This window comes from Methylobacterium sp. OAE515, from assembly GCF_041806315.1.
GTDB lineage: Bacteria > Pseudomonadota > Alphaproteobacteria > Rhizobiales > Beijerinckiaceae > Methylobacterium > Methylobacterium tardum.
The window spans coordinates 5,605,110-5,623,542 of record NZ_JBGMUV010000001.1 but is presented as its reverse complement, the minus strand read 5'-3'; the positions used below and the strand labels follow the sequence as shown (position 1 = coordinate 5,623,542).

Sequence of the window (18,433 nt, the reverse complement as noted above, 5' to 3'; positions counted from 1 at the left end):
CGGCCGGGGCATCGCCCCGGCCGTTTCCTTTTGCGCTCTATCTTGCAGCCTTCACCGGCGCCGCGTCGGCGCGGTGGCGGCCCGTCGCAGCGCGTCGGCGAGCGGTCCATTCGGCGCCGCGTTCGCACGCCCGTCCGGCCGATCCCGCCGCGGATCGGGGCGGTCCTCCCTCGGGCGGGGGGCTCCCGCAGCCGGCTCGATGGGATCGTCGAGCCGCATCGACAGCGCGATGCGCTTGCGCGGGACATCGACGCCGAGCACGAGGACCCGGATAACATCACCGACCCGGACGACCTCGGATGGCGATGCGATCCGGCGGCGCGCCATGGCCGAGATGTGGACCAGACCGTCCTGGTGGACTCCGACATCTACGAAGGCGCCGAACGCAGCCACGTTGGTGACCACGCCTTCGAGCTGCATGCCCGGCTTAAGATCGCCGATCGTCTCGACGCCCTCCTGGAAACTGGCCGTGCGGAACGCGGGGCGCGGATCGCGCCCGGGCTTCTCCAACTCGGCGAAGATGTCGCGCACGGTGGGAAGGCCGAAGCGCGCGTCCACGAAGGTCTCGGGGTTGAGGCTGCCGAGCGCCGCGGTGTTGCCGAGCAGGACACGGATGTCGCTCTTCGTCGCCTGCAGGATGCGGCGCACGACCGGATAGGCCTCGGGGTGGACGCCGGACGCGTCGAGTGGGTCGTCGCCGCCCTGAATCCGTAGGAAGCCCGCCGCCAGCTCGAAGGTCTTCGGGCCCAGGCCCGGTACGGATTTCAGCGCCGCTCGGGTCCGGAACGGGCCGTTGGCGTCGCGGTGCGTGATGATCCGCGCGGCCAGAGTCGAGCCGAGGCCCGACACCTGGGTCAGCAGGGCAGGGGAGGCCGTGTTCACGTCGACGCCGACCGCGTTCACGGCATCTTCCACGACCGCCGAGAGGGAGCGCGACAGCTTCGTCTCGCTCACATCGTGCTGATACTGGCCGACGCCGATCGATTTCGGGTCGATCTTCACCAACTCGGCAAGGGGGTCCTGAAGGCGTCGGGCGATCGATGCGGCGCCACGATGGGACACGTCGAGACCGGGCAATTCGCGGGCGGCGATCTCGGAGGCCGAGTAGACGGAGGCGCCGGCCTCGGACACCGAGACCTTGGCCAGCTTGAGATCGGGATTCTCGGCGATAATCTCCGCGGCGAGCCGCTCGGTCTCGCGCGAGGCCGTGCCGTTCCCGATGGCGAGCAGCTCGACCTTGTGGAGGCGACACAGCCGCCCGAGCGTCGTGACGGCTTCGCGCCAGCGGCGCTGCGGCTCGTGCGGGTAGGTGGTCTCGACGGCGACGATCCGGCCCGTCGGGTCCGCCACCGCGACCTTCACGCCGTTCCGATAGCCCGGATCCAGCCCCAGCGTGGCGCGACCGCCGGCCGGCGCAGCCAGGAGCAGATCCCGCAGATTGCTGGCGAACACCGTCACGGCCTCGTCCTCGGCGCGTTCGAACAGGCGGGTGCGCAGGTCCTGCTTGATCCCTGTCCGGATCTTGGTCCGCCACGCGGTTCGCACCGTTTCGAGGAGCCAAGCGTCGCCGGGACGGCCCCGTGCGGCGATGCCGAAGCGGTGGCAGATCGCCCTCTCGAAGGGGCCGGGTGCGCCCTGCGGCGAATCCTCGCCCTCGGCCGCGAATGCGATATCGAGCACCTCCTCGCGCTCGCCGCGAAAGAGCGCCAGGATCCGGTGCGAGGGCATCCGCTCGATCCGCTCGCTCCAGTCGAAGTAATCCGCGAATTTCGCGCCGTCCGCCGCTTTGCCCTTGCGCACCTTCGAGACGAGCTGGCCGCCGCGCCAGTAATCCGTACGCAGGCGGCCGATCAGGTCGGCATCCTCGGCGAAGCGTTCCACGAGGATCGCGCGGGCGCCCTCCAGCGCCGCTTCGACTTCTGGTACGCCGCGCTCGAGCGAGACGAACGGCCGGGCCTCCTGCTCGGGTGCCCTGTCGGACCGTGTCAGCAGGGTCTGCGCCAGCGGCTCCAGCCCGGCCTCCCGGGCCGTCTGAGCCTTCGATCGGCGTTTCGGGCGGAAGGGTAGATAGAGATCTTCCAGCCGCGCCTTCGTATCGGCGGCCTCGAGGGCTGCGGCAAGCGCCGGGTTCATCTTGCCCTGAGCCGTGATGCTCTCGACGATCACCCGGCGCCGGTCGGTCAGGTCGCGCAGATAGGACAGCCGCTCCTCAAGGCCGCGCAGCTGCGTGTCGTCGAGGCCGCCCGTATTCTCCTTGCGATAGCGCGCGATGAACGGGACGGTTGCTCCGCCATCGAGAAGCGCCACTGCGGCGGCGACCTGCGCTTCCCGGACGCCGAGTTCCTCGGCGATGCGCGCGTTCACGGGCTTCATGCGGTCTCCGGAATAGGCTGCGGCGGCTGGATCGAGGCTCTGCCTGTGCCGGCAAGCCGTCGGAAACAAGGCGGTCGCGTCAACCAGGCTCCCGACCTTCGCGCAGAACCTCGGCCGCCTTCACGATCATCTCGCATGCCCCGGGATCTTGTGGACAATCAGCCCATGCCGCTGCCGGTCCAGCCCGCGTTTTCACACCGGCAGGGCCTACGAAACGCGGTTCAGATCCGTAACCACAGTCGTCAATAAGATGACTGCGCGTGTTTCGGGGAAGACGCCAGTCTTTTCCTTTAGATCTCGGGCGATCAGGCTAAGCCTTGACCGTCCTTCGATCATGTCATCGTGATGTCACCAACTGACGCAAAGTTCGCATCTTGCATGTCGCGTCAAGGCAGGCGTCCCGTGCAGTTTGAGATTCGCGAGAGCGGCCGGTCGGTATGGTCCTGGGTTCTCGTGAACGAGACCGCGGAAACCGTACTCGTCTCGCGGCGGAGCTTTCCATCGCGTGCGCAGGCCACGGCGGCCGCGCTGGCCTTTTCCCAACTCGTCGCCCGGGCCGGGCGCACGCTGGCGGGCGGGACGCGCCAAGTCGGATTCCTCTCTGACCGCAGGCGCAATCTGCGAACAGTGCCGTTCAGGCCCGCTGGCGGATCAGGCTCATCACGCTCCAGCAAGCGATCACGCAGCCGACACCCATCGCACCGAGGCAGCTGATGGTGCGGATCGGCTCGCCGCGGGCCAGGACGATCGCGGCCGCGAGCGGCACGAGCAAAAATGCGAACAGCAGGGTCATGGCGGGGGTCCGATCGGCGGGAGCCGGTTAGGCGGGCCGAGCCTAGGATGCGAATGGTTAATCGCTTCTGACGGCCTTCGCGGCGGCTCGTCCGAGGGCCTCCGCGCGTGTCGCCTTGATCCGGGCGTCAATCCAGCCGGATCCCGGGAAGAGGGGTGGCGGCAGCAGAAGCCGACCGTCAAGAACCGGCGCATGGCGGACGCTCACGCCGCCGGTCTCGGACCTGTGGGCGACCGCCGAGCCTTTCGCCCGATGCCGGCCGATAGGATCGAACGAGGACCGCCCGCTACGTCAGGCGGATCAGCCGGTCGACGAGCGCGCGGTCGTGCAGCAGCGCCATGCGCTCCTTCGGCGACAACCAAGCCTGCGCCTCGCCCACCGTCTCCGCCTCGCAGATCTTCGCGGTGGCCAGCGTCTGGTCCGGGTCGATCGAGCCGCGCGGTCGCGGTCGGCCGACCGGCAGCATCCGAGCGTGCGCGGTCGCGAGATCGGGATCGGCATGGATGGCTGCCAACGCGTCGGCCTCGTCATACCCCCGTGCGGCGTTGCGCGCGGTCAGCGCGCCGGCACGCACGGCGATCTCCGGAGGTGTCGCCTCTTCAGGGGTAGCGAGAAGGCGTCGGTCCTTGAGTGCGAGGCCGAGGCCCACCTGGCCGCTCGCCCAGGAGATCGGAATCGCCAGGACGAGGCCGAGGATCGTGGGGCTCATCCAGAGGAACAGCGACGTGGCGATCGCGAACGCCGCGATCCCCGCCACCAGGCCGAGCGCCATGTGCCAGCGGTGCCGGGCGATGATGTCGCGCAGGGGGATCGAGCCGTCGTCGCGACGCTGCGGGTTCCAGCCCGTGTCGCGCCCGAGCAGGATGCTCACGACCGAGCCGGACTGGATCACCATCGCCACGGGCGCGACGAGCGCCGAGAGCAGGATTTCAACGAGGCTGGACAGCACCAGCCGACCGGCGCCCCCGCAAGCGCGCCGCACCGGCCCATCGAGGAGTGCCAGGATCAGGCCCAGAAACTTCGGAGCGAGCAGGACCGCCATGGTCAGCCCGAACAGCTGGAGCGCGCGGACGGGGTCGAACCGCGGGAAGACCGGTGAGAATCCGGCGCCGGCGAAATAGTCCGGCCGCTCGGTGGCGGTCTGGAGGACCAGCAGGATACCGACGAGCAGTTGCAGGAGCCACAGCGGCGAGGCGAGATACCCGGCGATCCCGGTGGCGAAATGCTGCCGCGTCGCCGGATGCAGCCCGGCGGCGCCGATCACACGCGCGTGCTGGAGATTGCCCTGTGCCCAGCGACGGTCGCGGATCGCGACGTCGATGAGCGAGGGCGGGCTCTCCTCGTAGGAGCCGGGCAGCCGGTGAAGCATGTAGACCGCCCAGCCGGCCCGGCGGATCAGCGCCGCCTCGACGAAGTCGTGGGACAGGATATGGCCGCCGAAGGGGGGCGCGCCGGGCAGGTCCGGCAGGCCGCAGGATTCCGCGAAGGCGCGGGTGCGGATGATGGCGTTGTGGCCCCAGTAATTCCCGTCGCGGCCCGACCAGGCACTGAGCCCGGCCGCGATCACCGGCCCGTAGATGCGGGCGGCGAACTGCTGAAGCCGGGCGAACAGCGTGTTGCGGTTGATGATCAGCGGCAGCGTCTGGATGATGCCGGCATCGGGATCGGCCTCCATCGCAGCGGCGAGCGCCACGACCGCGGAGCCGCTCATCAGGCTGTCGGCGTCGAGAACGAGCATGTGGTCGTAATGCCCGCCCCAGCGGGTGACGAAGTCGCCGATGTTGCCGGCCTTGCGGTGGTGGTTCTTCGGGCGATGCCGGTAGTAGAGGCGGGCCTCCGGCCCGAGGCGTTCGCGCAGGTCGAGGAAGGCGCGTTCCTCGGCGATCCAGGCGTCGGCCTGCGTCGAATCGGAGAGCACGAACCAATCGAAATGCCGGCCGAGTCCTGTCGCCTCGACGGCCTCCCGCATCGCCTCGATACCCGCGAAGGTTCGGGCTGTCGCTTCGTTGTAGACCGGCATCAGGACGGCGGTCCGGGTCCGCAGCGCGGTCGGACGATCGAGGGTCCGCTCGCGCCGCATGAGCATCGCGAAGCCGAGCAGCCCGCTGGTGAAAGCGAGCGCAATCCACGAGAAGGTCAGGCAAAACAGGACCACGAGGACGAGCTGCAGGCCGGTCGGGCTGCCCGAGACCGACACCGTCTCCAGCATCTGCCATCCACCGTAGGCCGTCAGAGCCAGCGCGCCGCCGAAGACCGCGAGACGCGCCAGCCACGGCGCCCGCACGCGGCGCGACGCCCTCCGGGCGGATCCGGGATCCCAACGCGCCAGATCCTGGATCGGCATGGCCAGGGGCGCCTCCGGCGGCAGGCCGAACCCTGCTGAGGCTGCGGCCGAGCCGGGCTCTGCTGCGGCAGCCGGGCGCTCGGTCGGAATGAGTGTCTCGTCCAGTGGCACGGTGGAGGCTGATCCTCGAGTTGGAGAAGACGGACGGTTACGGGGTCCAGCGGTAGAGCCACGTTTCGCTGATCCGATCCTGTCCGCGGCGGAGCGCCAGGCGCAGCTCGCTGGCCCGCTCGCTGCCGGGATCGAGCTCGAACAGGATCCGCAGGGTCTTGCGCTCCGGATAGCGGTATCGCTCCTGCCGCGTGATCGCACCGGCCGAGGCACCGAGATTGACGTCGATCTCCCCGGGCTCGAACAGCGCGGCGCCCTCGAAATCCACGGCGAACAGGCGACGGGTTCCGGAGGCGCCGTGGCCGCAGCGGCTGTCGCGGACCCGCGCGATCTCAGGCGGCAGCGGGTCAGGCCAGCCCTTCGACCAGTGCTGGCGGCACAGGAAGCGCATCTCGGCGCCCTTGGCCAGCTTCGCCTTCGGCCGCCAGTAGGCGAAGACATTCTCGTTCAGCTCGGAATCGCTCGGGATCTCGAGCAGCGTCACGGCGCCCTCGTTCCAGTTGTCCTGCGGCTCCAGCCACAGGGAGGGGCGCTGCTCCCAGTGTCGCGCATCGTCCTGGAAGTCATCGTAGGCGCGGGCGCGCTGCATCAGCCCGAAACCCTTCGGCCCCCGGTCGAGGAAGGCTGAGACCTGGAGCGCTTCGGGGTTGTGCACCGGCCGCCAGATCGGCTCGCCGTAGCCGTTGTGGATCGCCAGGCCCTCCACCGAGAAGGCCGCCGCGCGCAGGTCATCGACGCGGTTCCGGTCGAGCGATCCGAACAGGTAGCTGCCCTGCATGCCCCCGAGCCCGATATGATCGAGTTCGGCCCGGGCGAAGACGGTGCCGTCGATCGCGGCCGTCGAGACCTCGCGGCCGGGCGTGAGGGTCAGTTTGAACGCCGCTGTCGCCGATTCCGATTCCGCCAGGGCGTGAACCACGACCGGTTGCCCAAGCGTCGGTGTCTCGATGAACAGGGCGCGGAACAGCGGGAATTCCTCGCCACGGGCATCGGCGGGCCGCAGGGCGAGCGCCCGCGCATTGATGCCGAAATCCTGTCCCTGCGCGACCAGGCGGAAGAAGGAGGCCCCCTGGAACAGCGCGAAATCCGAAAGTGGGTCGCTGTCGCCGAACCGTGCCCGCATGCGGAAGCCCGAGAAGGCGGTTTCGGCCGTGAGGTCCGGCAGGGCCAGCCCCGGGGCCACGTACGCCGTCTTGTCGTAGGCGATCGGCTGCACGAGCCCATTCTGCACGACATACAGCGAGACCGGCGTCTCGAAGATCGCGCCGCGCAGGAGCGGCTCCAGCGTGTAGCCGAAGTCTCGATCAGCCCAGACCGTGCGACCCTCGGCGGGATGGATCGCCGCATAGGCTTCCCGCGACAAGCTTTTCAGGACGGCCGGCACATCGCCGCTCTTCGGACCGACGTAAGGCGCAGCGGCCCGGGCGCGCGCCAGATCAACGAGTGTATTCGCCTCGAAGGCTTCTCCGGCTCCCGGGAGAGCCGGTGCCTTGTCCGGGTCCGCCGCGTGCGCGACAGCCGGCAGCGAGCCCGCGGCAGCAGCCAGCGCCCCGGCCAGCACGGAGCGGCGGGACGGTGCGGCGGGCGGTCCGTCGGCGAGTGTCATGCGGGGTTCGGTCTCATGTGTCTGCTTGTGTCTCTATACAGGCTGCCCGGCTGAACCCAGGCTTAAACGGAGGGTCGAACCGATCCGGCTCCGTTGACTTCACGCGAGCCGGCTCTCTAATTCGAGGGAACGGTTCGAAACGGGGGAGGCAGCATGGGGTCGTTGCGAGTCACGGGCCACGGCGTGGATCTCGGCGAGAGTCTGCGCGGCCGCGTCGAGGAACGGATGTCCGCGATCCAATCCAAATATCTCGACTCGCACATGAATGGCTCCTGCTCCGGTCACGTCACGCTTCGACGGGACGGAACGGCGTTCCGGACGGACTGCGTGCTGCATCTCGTATCCGGACTGACGATCGAGGCGAACGGCTTCGCCCACGATGCGCGATCGAGCTTCGAGCAGACCGCCGAGCGTTTGGAAACGCGGCTGCGCCGCTACAAGCACCGACTGAAGCAGCATGCTGCGGGGCGGGGCGACGACGCAGCTGTCGAGGCCGCTTACGCGGTGCTCGCCGCTCCGGATGACGAGGATGACGATGCCGGGGAGGGCGACACCCACCCGCCCATCGTCGCCGAGAGCACCCGGACCTTGCAGCGCCGCACCATCGGCGAGGCGGTCACCGCCCTCGACATGACAGGGTCCCCAGTCGTTGTCTTCGTCCATGCTGGTACCGGCCGCGTCAACGTCGTATATCGGCGCAGCGACGGCGCGATCGGTTGGGTGGACCCGCCGAACACCGTCGACTGACGCCGCGGGTCGAGAGGAACGGAGCCGGAACCGGCTCGTTCCCCGGCCGATTGACTGGCAGGGGCGCGACCGGGTTGATCGGCGGCGCACCTGCGACGAGGCCCGGTCCGATGCGGACGGGTGACGGGGCAACGGTCGTTCGATGCCAGTTCTGGAATTTCTCGACCCCGAGTCGGTCGTCCCATCGCTGCGCGCGCGGGCCAAGAAGCAGGTGCTTCAGGACCTCGCCGCTCAGGCTGCGCGGCGCCTGCCGGCCTTGGGTGAGCGCCCCGTCTTCGATACGCTTCTTCAGCGGGAGCGGCTCGGGTCGACCGGGATCGGGGAGGGCGTTGCGATCCCGCATGGAAAGCTTCCAGGCCTCGATCGGCTGTTCGGTCTGTTCGCCCGGTTCGACAGGCCGGTGGATTTCGAGGCGCTCGACGGCCAGCCGGTGGATATCGCCTTCCTGCTGCTCGCCCCCGAAGGCGCGGGGGCCGATCACCTGAAAGCCTTGGCCCAGGTTGCCCGCGTCCTGCGCGAGCCCGGAATGCTCGCGCACATTCGCGCGGCCCGCGATGCCGGCGCCCTCTACGCGCTCCTGACACGCTCCACGGCACCGCAGGCCGCCTGATGACGCGGATCCGAGCTGCCGCTCTGTTCGTCCTGGCCGCCGGCTGGACCGGACCCGCACCGGCCCAGAGCGAGACCACCTGCGCGCGCGATCTCCTGGTCGCGCAATCGATGCAGCGGCAGGCCATCGATCAGTTGGAGCAGGCGGACGGTGAAGACGCCAAGAACTGCCGGATCTGGCGTCGCCACGTCGAGACCATGCGTCGGGTGGCCAGCGTCTACGGGCGCTGCCTATCCGGTTCAGACCGGTCCGAGCGTCTCGCCCAGGTCCAAGGCTCGGACCGCGAGTTCTCGGAAGCCATCAAGGCACGGTGCAACGGGCGCTGATCGCACCGGAGACGCTGCCGCTCCAGCTTTGAGGCTTCGATACGCCGCAGCCGATCAGGGCAGCGTGGTCCGCTCCGCACGACCCGCGCGGAATGTCCGGAAAGGCCGCACGTTCACCCTTTTGGGACGGGCGTGGGCCAATCGCCCCTAATCCACCCCGCGCAGCATCAGCGGCTCCGCCACCATCTTCACCGGCTTGCCACGGCCGATCAGGATCGCCGCCCGGGAGCGCTCGGGATCCGCTTCGAACCGGGTGCGCACCCAGCTCGCCAGGAACTTCACGTATTCGGAGGCGACGAGCTTGGCGGCTGGCGGGCTCTGCCACCAGCGGTCGGCATCGAATCCTTCGGTGACCACCGGATGCGGCAGGACGCGGTCGCTGTCCTGCAGGGCATGGTCGAGTTCGATCAAGGTCCGCGGCATGTGGTAGTTGGAGGTCACCACCGCGACGGTGCTGAACCGGTGCGCCCGCATCCAGCGCCGGGTCTCGATGGCGTTGCCGATCGTGTTCCGCGCCCGATAGTCGAGATCGACGCAGCAGGCGATCAGCGCGCGCTGGGTCGGATTCAGCCGGGCGATCTCGTCGCGGCTGGTGCGTTCGTTGACGCCGGTGATCAGCAGGCGACGACCGTAGCCGCTGGCGAGCAGGTCGATCGCATCGCCGATCCGCTGTGCGCCGCCGGTCAGCGCCACGATCCCGTCCGCCCGGTCCGCGGGAATCCGCTCATGCCGCGCCAGCGCGTTCACGAAGACCAGGAAACCGGCCAGAAGGGCCAGCGCGGACAGGCCGGCGCCTACGCCGCAGCTCCAGAGCGCGACCGCGCGCCGATTGTGCGGCTTGGCGGGCATCACCGGACGACGCGGGCGAGCCCACTCGTGCCATGCCCAGCCGACGACGTCAGTCGAGGGCGGATCCGATGCGCGCAGCATACGCGTGGTCATCCTCCGGAGGATCTGCGCCGATTGCGGCGGCCCGGAGGCACCGCCATCGGCCCCGTCCACACCGCGTCGATAAGGTTTCCCATTCGTTAACGTATGACGGGGCTGCGCCTTCTCACCTGCTCCGCAGCGCGCTCCCGGTTCAGGCGAGGAAGCGACGCACCGTGATGCGCGAGACGATGCCCGTCACGAGTGACGCGATCACGCCGATCAGGATGACGCTCGCGTAGCCCCGCAGGCCCACGTGGAAGGCTCCGAAGAGGGCCTCGACCTCCTGGCCGGCCGGACCGGAACGGGCGGCCCGGGCAAGGAGCCCGGTGATGACGAAGGCGAGGATGGCCAGCCCGGCGCCGATCGCGCCGCCGCGCAGGCCCAGACCGAAGAAGCGCCGCTGGAACGCCTTGGCGATGTAATCGTCGTCGGCCCCGACGAAGTGCAGCACCTCGACGACCTCTCGGTTGCCCGCCATGGCGCCGCGCGTGGCGAAGGTGACGGCGAGACCGGTCGCGATCAGGACGAGCAGGACCATCCCGATCCCGATCCCCACGAAGGCGTTGGCGGCCGTCGAGAGCCGCTGCAGCCAGAGGGCGTGGTCGTCGAGGCTGGCCACGCCCGGGAGCGCTTCGAGGAGCCGCGACCGGAGGCGTTTCAGGTCGGCGCCCTGGCCACCGGCGAGCCTCAAGGCGATCAGCCGCGGCACCGGGAGGTCCGAGAGATCGAGGCCGCTGCCGAGCCACGGCTCCAACAGGCGCTCGGCCTCGGCCTTGGAGAAGACCCGCGTCTCGGCGATGCCGGGCTCCGCCTTGGCGATTCCGGCGGCGCGGGCGACATCGGCATCGACGTCGCGGCCAGGCCCGGGCCGTATCTGGATCGTGACCTCCTGGGCCACGTCGCCCTGCCACTGGGACGCGTTCGCCGCGACCATCTCGGCCGCGCCCGCGCAGAGTCCCGCCAGGAAGGTCAGGATCGCGATCACCGCCGCCAGCGAGCGCCCGGCTGCCGTGTCGGTGGGAACCAGCGGCGCGTTGCGGCGCAGGTTGGCCGGTACCGCCGGGTCCGCGGGACCGGACGCATCGGGCCGCGCCCGCGAGATGGCCTGTGTGCTCATTCCTCGATCCGAAGCCGGCCTTCGCCGAGCACCATCCGGCGGGCGTCGACGGCGTCCATGATGCCGAAATCGTGGGTGGCGATGATGACCGAAGTCCCCAGCTTGTTGAGCTCGAGGAAGAGGCGCAGCAGCCGGCGGCCGAGCCCCGGATCGACGTTGCCGGTGGGCTCGTCGGCCAGCAGCAGGTCCGGTCGGGCGATCAAGGCGCGGGCGATGGCGGCGCGCTGCTTCTCCCCACCCGACAGAAGCGGTGGCAGGGCGTGCATGCGCTCGCCGAGACCCACCCAGCGCAGCAGCTCCACCACCTCGGCCCGGTAGCTCGTCTCGGCCCGCCCCTGGACGCGAAGCGGCAGCGCGACGTTCTCGTAGGTTGTGAGATGGTCGAGTAGGCGGAAATCCTGGAACACCACGCCCATGCGGCGCCGCAGCCCGGTGAGCGCCTTGGCGGAGATGCCGCTGACCTCGTCGCCGAAGATCGACACGAGGCCGCGGGTTGGGCGCACCGACAGCAGGATCAGGCGCAGCAGCGTCGTTTTGCCGGCGCCCGAAGGTCCGGTCAGAAACTGGAAGGAGCGCGGCGCGATGCGAAAGCTCACGTCCGACAGCACCTCCGGCCCGAGGCCGTAGCGCATGCCGACGTTCTCGAACTGCACCACCGGACGCTCCGCACCGGGCAGCAGGCTCTTCATGTTCGCCTGTAGGTTCAAGGCCGTGCCGTATTCCGTCCACGCATCGCCTGGGAATCGCCTTATGGGCGGGCGTTTTCAAGGCCTGCGTAATTTCACGCGCGCTTAACCCTGTTCAGCCACACTTTCTCAGCGAATCTGTAATCCGGCCCACTGCGGCCGCGCGTTGCGAGTCCGACACGTATGTTGATCGCCTGCCCGAGCTGCGCGAGCGAGTACCGGATCGATGCCGACAGGGTCGGCATGGAGGGCCGTTCCGTCCGCTGCGCGGCCTGCCGCGAGACCTGGTTCCTCACCCCGGCCGATGTCCTCGCGGGCCACGAGGCCGAGCTCGCCGACAGTGCCGAGGCAAGCGATGATCCAATCGCGGCTGAGGCCTGGGAGGAGGCGACCGCCTCGGTCCGGGCGGCCACCAACATCCCGACCCCGGTGGTGAAACCGGCCGCCCGGCCTGCGTCTTGGGGCGGGAGGGCCCGTCGCGGCATGTCTGGGATGTCGTTCTCCCTCGCCTTCGGCCTGACGCTTCTGGCGGCGCTACCCCTGGTCTGCCTTGCTCGCACGAGCGTCGTCCGGGTTGTCCCGCAGACCGCCGCGCTGTTTGCGCGGGTCGGGCTTCCGGTGAACCTGCGCGGCATCGAGATCCGCGACGTCGTGGCGTTCAGCAACCCCGGCGAGGACGGCCGGCCGCCGGAACTGGTGGTTGAGGGCGACCTCGTGGGCGTCGCGCGGTCCGACTCGCCGGTCGCGCCGCTTGCCGTCGAGATTCGGGATGCCGGCGGGCGCCCGATCCGAACCTTCTCGGTCCCGGCACCCCGGACGGTCCTCGGCTCGGCTGAGACGGCGCGGTTCCGCGCGAGTCTCCCGATGCCGCCGACGGAAGGGCGAGCGGTCGTTCTGCGCTTCGCCGACGCCCGCGTGGCGGGCGCCGAGCCGCGGGTTGCGGCGGCCGACCACTGAGGCGTTCCAAGTGGCGCGGATCCCAGGTCAGGGCCGCGCGTCTGTCGTCTCGAAAAGTTGAGACGATCGCGGACCGCTACAAGCGAGCGGCCTCATGCCCGATCGTGCCGATTGAGACCTGTCGGCGAACGATCCGGGTGGCGGCACGATTGAACGGCACCGGCCTCTGCGGTCAGTCCGGCCGTCGGCCTGACGCGTCCCGCCGCGCTGTGTCTGACCGGGTCAGATCCGGCTGCCGCGCGCGTCGGTGATCCCGCGTCCGGGAGCAACGGCCCGCCACGTTCTCTGGACGAGGCTCAAGATCGCCAAGCCAAGACGGATTGCCGCCACGCCGACCCGCGCGAGCCGGATCTGACCGGGCAATTGGCGCGGACCGATGGGACGGTAGACGAGGCGCGGGCTCGCGCGCTCGGCCTCGGCGATCGCTTGGCCGAGGGGGAGGGCGGCGATCCGTTCCGCCGCGGCCGGACCGATCCCGATGGCCTGGGCCCAGGCCAGGTTGCGGCCGAGCAGGCCGCGATCGTGCAGCCGCCGGAACCGCCGCCGCCAGACATACCGAAGGACCGCTCTCGGAAAAGCCTCCATCCGGGCGTCGCACAGCGCGTCTGGCTCTTCGCAGCGGGAGCGGATCGTATCGGCGACGCCGCCGGGGGCGCGGCCGGCGAGCCGGGCCGAGATGGTCACGCATACGTCGGTGGCGTGCCGAACCCGCAGGCCGTGCTCCAGGAGTTTGGCGATGAAGGCGCCATCCTCCCCGAGCGGTATCTCCGGCATGCCGCCGACCTGGAGATAGGCCGCGCGCGTCACCGCCAGGGTGGCACCGATCGCCGTGCGGTGGCACGGCCACGGATCGTGCGGATCGGGGTCGAGACGCGCCTCCGCTTCGGTGATCAGGGCGTCGTAGCGATCCTCCAGCTTGCCGCGGGCGGGCAGAGACGGCGGCAGCAAGGCCGCCTCGGTGGGATCGAGTTCGACTCGGCCGGCGACGGCATCGGCGCCCGCCCGGATCGCCGCGACATTGCGGGCAACCCAGTTCGCCGGCACCCGGCTGTCCGCGTCGGTGGACAGGATGATCCCCGCATTCCCCGATTCCCCGAGCCACGCCGCGGCGGCGTCCATCGCCCGGCGCCGGGCCCAGCCGGCATGCGCCCCCGAGAACGTCTCGACAAGAACCCGGACCGGGATCGACAAGGTCGGCACCAGATCGGCGACGATGGCCTCCGTGCGATCCGTGCAATTGTTCAGGAACAACACCAAGCCGAGACTGCCCGGGGCGAGACCGGTCTGAGCGTCGATGGCGCGCAGGCAGGCCGCGATGCGCTCCTCCTCGTTGCGCACGGGCACGGCCACGATCGCGTCGGGGCTCTGGTCCGCAAGGGGTCGGGCGCGTGTCACCGGATCTCTCCATCGGCCCCGTCAGATCGCGGGGGCTGAGAGGGATATGCCGGGCGGTGAATGAACGGAACCGGAAGGGCGCCCCTGCCGATCAGAGCGCCTTCTCCAGAAGGCCCTCGATCCATTCCGGCTGGGTCTCGCCGACGGATCGGCCGACCTCCGTCGCGCCCTTGTAGGCGATCAGCGTGCTTTGCATGCGCACGTTCAGCCGCCGGAGCAGCTCCTTCTGGCTGTCGAAGTCGATGTCGAAGATCTGCAGATCCTTGAAGCGCGGCTCGGACGCGAGCTTCGCGAGGATCGGCTTCTGCGTCTTGCAGATCGGGCACCACGGGGCGCTGACTTCGACCAGGATCGGCTTGCCGCTCTTCTGCGCGGCCTCGAATGCGGGATCCGAGAACGGCCTCGTCTCCCCGGCCGCGGCGGGCGCGAGACTGGCGGCCAATAGGAGACCGGCCAGCGTGAGGACGGCGCGACGGCTCTGCATGATGCGTTTCCCCCGACCAGCATCTGTTCCAGGGTGCCGGCTCCGCCAACAGGGTACACGACGCCCACGCGAAGGATGCAGCGTTTGATGTCGCCGCGCATGAAAGTTGACGCCGGGCGCGTCACATCATCGAGATGGCTCACCGAGCCGGTCCTCGGCCACGAGCGCGGCGATGTCGTCTCCGTCCACGGCATCCATGGTGCGCTGGATGCGCAAGGCGCGGATCGGGGCGCCCGCACGCATCACCAGCACGATCGTCTCCAGGTCGGGGCAGCCGGGATCGGCGCAGGCGATCTCGTTGACCGCGAGCGCGTCGCCCTGGCCGAGCCCCAGCGCGGCGATCAGGTCCTGCTTCAACCGCGCGGCGATCTCGGCACGCTCTGCCGAGCGGGCTCGCCACGCCTTGAGGCTCACGAACGCCATGCCGAATGCACTTCCCTCAGAGAGGTCACCATGCCTCATCGACCCCCGCGCAGCGGTCGGTCGCACGCAAGAATGTAATAGTGTTGCGGCCCTGCCAGCCGGTCAAGCGCGGCTGCGGTGACGCGGCGCGAAACAAACCCGGCCCTCGACCGTAATGCCAACGGACGCTTCACGAATCTCCGATCTCCGCTTGTGTCTCGACTCGACAGCGCGGTGGACCTTCTGTGAGGTGTCCTGGCGCGCGCAGAGGATGTGTGATCTTGCGACCCTGGCGGGACAGACCGAGCGACCGGCGGAGTTACCATCACGGTAATCTGAAGGAGGCGCTCATCGAGGCCGCGCGTCGGTTCATCGCGGAGCGGGGGATCGGCGGCTTCACCCTGGTGGACGCCGCACGCCTCGTCGGCGTGACGCCGGCTGCGCTGTATCGCCATTTCCGCGGCCGTGAGGCCCTGCTGGAGGAACTCGCAGGGCGCGGCTTCGCGGAACTCGCCGAGCGTCTGGCACGAGCGCTGACCTCGCGCGGTACGCCGCTGGAGCGGTTCACCCGTATGGGCGAAACCTATCTGACCTTCGCCGAGGAGGAGCCGGCCTACTACGCGGCGATCTTCGAGACCCGGGGGCTTCCGGCCGGCGCGACGGATCCCGACGCTGGGCCGAATCCGAGCGATGCCGCCGCGCGTCCGAGTCCGTTCGATCTGCTGGTCGAAGCGCTTCAGGCAACATTCGCGGACGGATTCGGAGGCGTCGCGCCGCGCTTCATAGCCCTGGAGGTCTGGGCGCTGGCCCACGGGTTGGCGACCCTCTCGGCTGCCGGGCACCTGCCGCGCGGCCCCGGATTTCCGGACAAATACGAGCTGCTGCGGGCCGGGGTCCTCGCTCTCGTCCACGGGGCCGCACGGAGCAGAGGACCCGAACCCCGCGTCTGACGCCCTTGAAAGGCGTTCCCGGCACCCGCATGTTAACCGCGTTCACATGAACAGCGGAGCACAGCCGTGACCTCTCAATCTTCCTCACCTTGGGCGACCGGCCGGCTCTGCCGGTCCGGCCCGTTCCCGCGCCGTTCCCTGGAGATCGGTGCCATCGTCGTCGGCTTCATTTACTGGTGGCCTGTGGGTCTCGCGTTGGTCGCCTGGAAGCTGGCCGGCTATCCGGCCTTCACAGAACTCCGCGACAGCGCGCGTCGGACGTTCTCGGATTTCGAGGGCGCTCGCCCCGCCTCTCGGTTCGCCCGTGCATTCGAGGCCGCGAGCCGGCGCGACAGCACCGGCAATGCGGCGTTCGACGATTACCGCCGCGCCGAGCTGGACCGGCTGGAAGCGCAGCGCCGCGCCCTCGCCGAGGAGAGCCGGGCCTTCGCCGAGTTCGTCGAGGAACTGAAGCGGGCCAAGGATCGCGAGCAGTTCGACGCTTTCATGGCTAAGCGCCGCAGCGAGGGCGGCGAGCCGCGCTCAGTCTGATCAAGACGGTTCACCGGGCCCGGGCCGATCGGCCCAGGTTCGGTGCGACCATAGCCTCAGGAACGCCGGAGCGCGTCGGCGAAGAGGGCGGCTCCGGTCGCGGAAGCCGCGCCACGCGGCGCCTCTCGCGCGACAGCGTAACGTCCGGCGGGCCGGTCAGGCAGCGCGGACCGTTTCGAGGAACCGGTCGACTTCGGCTGTCAGGTGCTCGGATTGCTCCGAGAGCCGGGACGCTTCGGCCAGCACCTGGGTGGCTGCGAGCCCGGTCTCTTCGGCCGCGCCCGCGACGCTCACGATGTTGTTCGTGACCTCACCGGTTCCCGCTGCCGCTTGCCCGACATTCCGGACGATCTCCTGCGTGGCCGCACCCTGCTGCTCCACCGCGGCCGCGATGGAGCTGGCAACCCCGTTGATCTCGCGAATCCGAGCCGTGGTCGCACCGATCGCCGTGACCGCCTGTCCGGTCGAAGTCTGAACCTGCGCGATCTGGGCCGAGATCTCATCCGTCGCCCGCGCGGTCTGTTCGGCCAGAGCCTTCACCTCCGAGGCCACCACCGCGAAGCCTCGGCCCGCCGCCCCGGCGCGGGCCGCCTCGATCGTCGCGTTCAGGGCCAGCAGGTTGGTCTGGCTGGCAATCGAGGCGATCAAACCCGCGACGTCGCCGATGCGCGCGACGGCCGCGCTGAGTTCCTGAACGAGGGTGCCGGTCTGGTCGGCCTCCCGGACCGCGACTTGCGCGAGCTTGGCGGAGCCATCGACCTGCCGGCCGATCTCCTGCACGGACGAGCCCAGCTCCTCGGCGGCGGCTGCGACCGTGCTGACGTTGCTCGCCGCCTGCTCGGCCGCCGCTGCAACAGTCGTGGATTGGTCGGCAGTCTGGCGCGCCGTCGCCGTCATGACCTGTGCAGTCGCCTGCAACTCGCTCGCTGAGGCGGAGACCTGACCGATAATGCCGCCGACTGCCCTGGCGAATTGGTCGGCCATCTGACGGATCCCGGCCTTGCGTTGCGCCTCGGCGGCGAGCCGGGCCTCGGCCGCCTGCTCCTCCAATTGCCGGTTACGGATCAGGTTATCCTTGAACACCTGAACGGCCGCAGCCATCGCGCCGATCTCGTTGCGGCGGGACTGGTAGGGCACCTCCGCGTCGGTATCGCCGGCTGCCAGGACCGACATGATGCGGGTCATCACCTGGATCGGTCGGGAGATCCGTGCCAAGCCGAAGATCGCCGCAGCCAGGGCTGAGGCCACAGCGAGCCCGATTCCCACATAGGCGGTGGCGGTGGCTGTGTTGGCCCGCGTCATCGCGATGTCGGCATCGTGGGCGGCCTCACGCTCGTTCAAGGAGACGAGCTGCGCAAGGGTCGCACGCGCCCCATCGTACAGAGCGACGACGTCGGGATGCGTCAGAAGCGCAATGGCCTCAGCTTGTTGACCGCCCGCAACGAGGCGGCGCACCTCGCTGTCCGCCCGTTCGAACTTGGCCCAGGACGCCGCGAAGCTCTCGTAGAGGCTACGTTCTTCCGAGCTGCTGATCAGCGGCTCGTAGCTGTTCCTGGCTTCGCGCAGTTTGGCAAAGGTCGCCGCGAGATTGTTCTCGTTGGCTGCGCGTCGCTCCGCGGTGACCGACAGCATGAGGAGCCGGTATTGCTTGATCCGCACTTCCGAGGCGGCGACCTCCACGGCGCTTATCGTTTCGACGGAGGGCAGCAAATTGGTGGCGAGAGCCGTCGCGGATTCGCGGATAGCGGCCAGTTCCCGGACCGAGAGACCGCCCTGGATGGCCGAAATGAGGGCTAGAAATCCGAAGAGGATGGCGAGTAACGATTTGAGTGATAGGTTCAAGCGCATGAAACGTTTCGCATGTCGTTGCACCTGAGTTTCGGCTCAGGCAAGAAGTTTGACTCTCTCTAATGTAGATCGAAAATCGACGTCGGCAAGACTCTGCAGTAAGTCGTCGAGCTATCGAATGAGCATTATCTGTCGCTATAAATGCCAGTATCTAAAGTGTGGATATATTTAAATTGTCGAGTATATTGATTTTCAGATGTAAGTTTTGACTCAGTGATTGTTG

17 protein-coding genes and 1 pseudogene are annotated in these 18,433 nt (G+C 69.1%); 7 read left to right on the top strand and 11 right to left on the bottom strand.

The window, feature by feature from the left end:
- Positions 1-51: 51 nt before the first annotated feature.
- The gene (locus ABIE45_RS27375) at positions 52-2,373 is read right to left on the bottom strand and encodes a Tex family protein (RefSeq protein WP_192707509.1); all 2,322 of its coding nucleotides are present in this window, start codon (positions 2,371-2,373) and stop codon (positions 52-54) included.
- Between the two features lie 402 nt (positions 2,374-2,775).
- On the opposite strand from ABIE45_RS27375, the pseudogene ABIE45_RS27370 reads away from it, so the two are divergent.
- Positions 2,776-2,973: pseudogene (locus ABIE45_RS27370) on the top strand (hypothetical protein); the annotation flags it as partial.
- 34 nt (positions 2,974-3,007) lie between these two features.
- Here ABIE45_RS27370 and ABIE45_RS27365 read toward each other — a convergent pair.
- The 3 genes from ABIE45_RS27365 to ABIE45_RS27355 all read right to left on the bottom strand — a co-directional run bounded on the left by ABIE45_RS27365 (position 3,008) and on the right by ABIE45_RS27355 (position 7,227).
- Positions 3,008-3,166: a hypothetical protein gene (locus tag ABIE45_RS27365; protein ID WP_192707510.1), complete on the bottom strand. Its 159-nt coding sequence runs from the start codon at positions 3,164-3,166 to the stop codon at positions 3,008-3,010.
- 286 nt (positions 3,167-3,452) lie between these two features.
- On the bottom strand, positions 3,453-5,621 hold the full coding sequence (mdoH, locus tag ABIE45_RS27360) for a glucans biosynthesis glucosyltransferase MdoH (RefSeq protein ID WP_192707511.1): 2,169 nt from the start codon (positions 5,619-5,621) through the stop codon (positions 3,453-3,455).
- A 37-nt stretch (positions 5,622-5,658) separates the two neighbouring features.
- Positions 5,659-7,227, bottom strand: a complete 1,569-nt coding sequence (locus ABIE45_RS27355) for a glucan biosynthesis protein D (protein WP_192707512.1) — start codon at positions 7,225-7,227, stop codon at positions 5,659-5,661.
- Positions 7,228-7,380: 153 nt separating this feature from the next.
- On the opposite strand from ABIE45_RS27355, the gene ABIE45_RS27350 reads away from it, so the two are divergent.
- The 3 genes from ABIE45_RS27350 (at position 7,381) to ABIE45_RS27340 (ending at position 8,910) form a co-directional block, all read left to right on the top strand.
- On the top strand, positions 7,381-7,974 hold the full coding sequence (locus ABIE45_RS27350; protein WP_192707513.1) for an HPF/RaiA family ribosome-associated protein: 594 nt from the start codon (positions 7,381-7,383) through the stop codon (positions 7,972-7,974).
- Between the two features lie 142 nt (positions 7,975-8,116).
- On the top strand, positions 8,117-8,584 hold the full coding sequence (ptsN, locus tag ABIE45_RS27345) for a PTS IIA-like nitrogen regulatory protein PtsN (RefSeq protein ID WP_192707514.1): 468 nt from the start codon (positions 8,117-8,119) through the stop codon (positions 8,582-8,584).
- Positions 8,584-8,910 carry a hypothetical protein gene (locus tag ABIE45_RS27340; protein WP_192707515.1) on the top strand — a complete coding sequence of 109 codons (327 nt, stop codon included), beginning with the start codon at positions 8,584-8,586 and terminating at the stop codon, positions 8,908-8,910. The genes ptsN and ABIE45_RS27340 overlap by 1 nt, the downstream gene beginning before the upstream one ends.
- A gap of 147 nt (positions 8,911-9,057) precedes the next feature.
- On the opposite strand, the gene ABIE45_RS27335 is transcribed toward ABIE45_RS27340, so the two are convergent.
- From ABIE45_RS27335 to ftsE, 3 genes are all read right to left on the bottom strand, one after another.
- Complete coding sequence (locus ABIE45_RS27335; protein ID WP_192707516.1) at positions 9,058-9,840, bottom strand: YdcF family protein; 783 nt, start codon at positions 9,838-9,840, stop codon at positions 9,058-9,060.
- A 151-nt stretch (positions 9,841-9,991) separates the two neighbouring features.
- Positions 9,992-10,957, bottom strand: a complete 966-nt coding sequence (locus tag ABIE45_RS27330; protein WP_192707517.1) for an ABC transporter permease — start codon at positions 10,955-10,957, stop codon at positions 9,992-9,994.
- The gene (gene ftsE, locus ABIE45_RS27325; protein ID WP_192707518.1) at positions 10,954-11,646 is read right to left on the bottom strand and encodes a cell division ATP-binding protein FtsE; all 693 of its coding nucleotides are present in this window, start codon (positions 11,644-11,646) and stop codon (positions 10,954-10,956) included. The genes ABIE45_RS27330 and ftsE overlap by 4 nt, the downstream gene beginning before the upstream one ends.
- A 180-nt stretch (positions 11,647-11,826) precedes the next feature.
- Here ftsE and ABIE45_RS27320 point away from each other — a divergent pair, with 180 nt between their 5' ends.
- Positions 11,827-12,600, top strand: coding sequence for a zinc-ribbon domain-containing protein (locus ABIE45_RS27320; RefSeq protein WP_192707519.1), 774 nt, complete (start codon positions 11,827-11,829; stop codon positions 12,598-12,600).
- Positions 12,601-12,822: 222 nt separating this feature from the next.
- On the opposite strand, the gene ABIE45_RS27315 is transcribed toward ABIE45_RS27320, so the two are convergent.
- The 3 genes from ABIE45_RS27315 to ABIE45_RS27305 all read right to left on the bottom strand — a co-directional run bounded on the left by ABIE45_RS27315 (position 12,823) and on the right by ABIE45_RS27305 (position 14,902).
- Positions 12,823-13,995 (bottom strand): glycosyltransferase, encoded by a 1,173-nt coding sequence (locus tag ABIE45_RS27315; RefSeq protein ID WP_192707520.1) that lies wholly within the window; start codon positions 13,993-13,995, stop codon positions 12,823-12,825.
- Positions 13,996-14,086: 91 nt separating this feature from the next.
- Positions 14,087-14,479 carry a thioredoxin family protein gene (locus tag ABIE45_RS27310; protein ID WP_192707521.1) on the bottom strand — a complete coding sequence of 131 codons (393 nt, stop codon included), beginning with the start codon at positions 14,477-14,479 and terminating at the stop codon, positions 14,087-14,089.
- A gap of 126 nt (positions 14,480-14,605) precedes the next feature.
- Complete coding sequence (locus tag ABIE45_RS27305; RefSeq protein ID WP_192707522.1) at positions 14,606-14,902, bottom strand: hypothetical protein; 297 nt, start codon at positions 14,900-14,902, stop codon at positions 14,606-14,608.
- Between the two features lie 260 nt (positions 14,903-15,162).
- Between ABIE45_RS27305 and ABIE45_RS27300 the strand changes: the two genes are divergently transcribed.
- Both ABIE45_RS27300 and ABIE45_RS27295 read left to right on the top strand, forming a co-directional pair.
- Positions 15,163-15,831 (top strand): TetR/AcrR family transcriptional regulator, encoded by a 669-nt coding sequence (locus tag ABIE45_RS27300; protein WP_192707523.1) that lies wholly within the window; start codon positions 15,163-15,165, stop codon positions 15,829-15,831.
- Between the two features lie 66 nt (positions 15,832-15,897).
- Positions 15,898-16,362 carry a DUF2852 domain-containing protein gene (locus tag ABIE45_RS27295; protein ID WP_192707524.1) on the top strand — a complete coding sequence of 155 codons (465 nt, stop codon included), beginning with the start codon at positions 15,898-15,900 and terminating at the stop codon, positions 16,360-16,362.
- A gap of 156 nt (positions 16,363-16,518) precedes the next feature.
- On the opposite strand, the gene ABIE45_RS27290 is transcribed toward ABIE45_RS27295, so the two are convergent.
- Entirely contained in the window at positions 16,519-18,210 is a 1,692-nt protein-coding gene (locus ABIE45_RS27290) for a methyl-accepting chemotaxis protein (RefSeq protein ID WP_192707525.1), read from the bottom strand.
- Positions 18,211-18,433: the final 223 nt, after the last annotated feature.

Coding starts and splice junctions, on each gene's coding strand:
- ABIE45_RS27375 (WP_192707509.1), bottom strand. CDS start 2,373: ATGAAGCCCGTGAACGCGCGCATCGCCGAGGAACTCGGCGTCCGGGAA.
- ABIE45_RS27365 (WP_192707510.1), bottom strand. CDS start 3,166: ATGACCCTGCTGTTCGCATTTTTGCTCGTGCCGCTCGCGGCCGCGATC.
- ABIE45_RS27355 (WP_192707512.1), bottom strand. CDS start 7,227: ATGACACTCGCCGACGGACCGCCCGCCGCACCGTCCCGCCGCTCCGTG.
- ABIE45_RS27350 (WP_192707513.1), top strand. CDS start 7,381: ATGGGGTCGTTGCGAGTCACGGGCCACGGCGTGGATCTCGGCGAGAGT.
- ptsN (WP_192707514.1), top strand. CDS start 8,117: ATGCCAGTTCTGGAATTTCTCGACCCCGAGTCGGTCGTCCCATCGCTG.
- ABIE45_RS27340 (WP_192707515.1), top strand. CDS start 8,584: ATGACGCGGATCCGAGCTGCCGCTCTGTTCGTCCTGGCCGCCGGCTGG.
- ABIE45_RS27335 (WP_192707516.1), bottom strand. CDS start 9,840: ATGCTGCGCGCATCGGATCCGCCCTCGACTGACGTCGTCGGCTGGGCA.
- ABIE45_RS27330 (WP_192707517.1), bottom strand. CDS start 10,957: ATGAGCACACAGGCCATCTCGCGGGCGCGGCCCGATGCGTCCGGTCCC.
- ftsE (WP_192707518.1), bottom strand. CDS start 11,646: ATGAAGAGCCTGCTGCCCGGTGCGGAGCGTCCGGTGGTGCAGTTCGAG.
- ABIE45_RS27320 (WP_192707519.1), top strand. CDS start 11,827: ATGTTGATCGCCTGCCCGAGCTGCGCGAGCGAGTACCGGATCGATGCC.
- ABIE45_RS27310 (WP_192707521.1), bottom strand. CDS start 14,479: ATGCAGAGCCGTCGCGCCGTCCTCACGCTGGCCGGTCTCCTATTGGCC.
- ABIE45_RS27305 (WP_192707522.1), bottom strand. CDS start 14,902: ATGGCGTTCGTGAGCCTCAAGGCGTGGCGAGCCCGCTCGGCAGAGCGT.
- ABIE45_RS27290 (WP_192707525.1), bottom strand. CDS start 18,210: ATGCGCTTGAACCTATCACTCAAATCGTTACTCGCCATCCTCTTCGGA.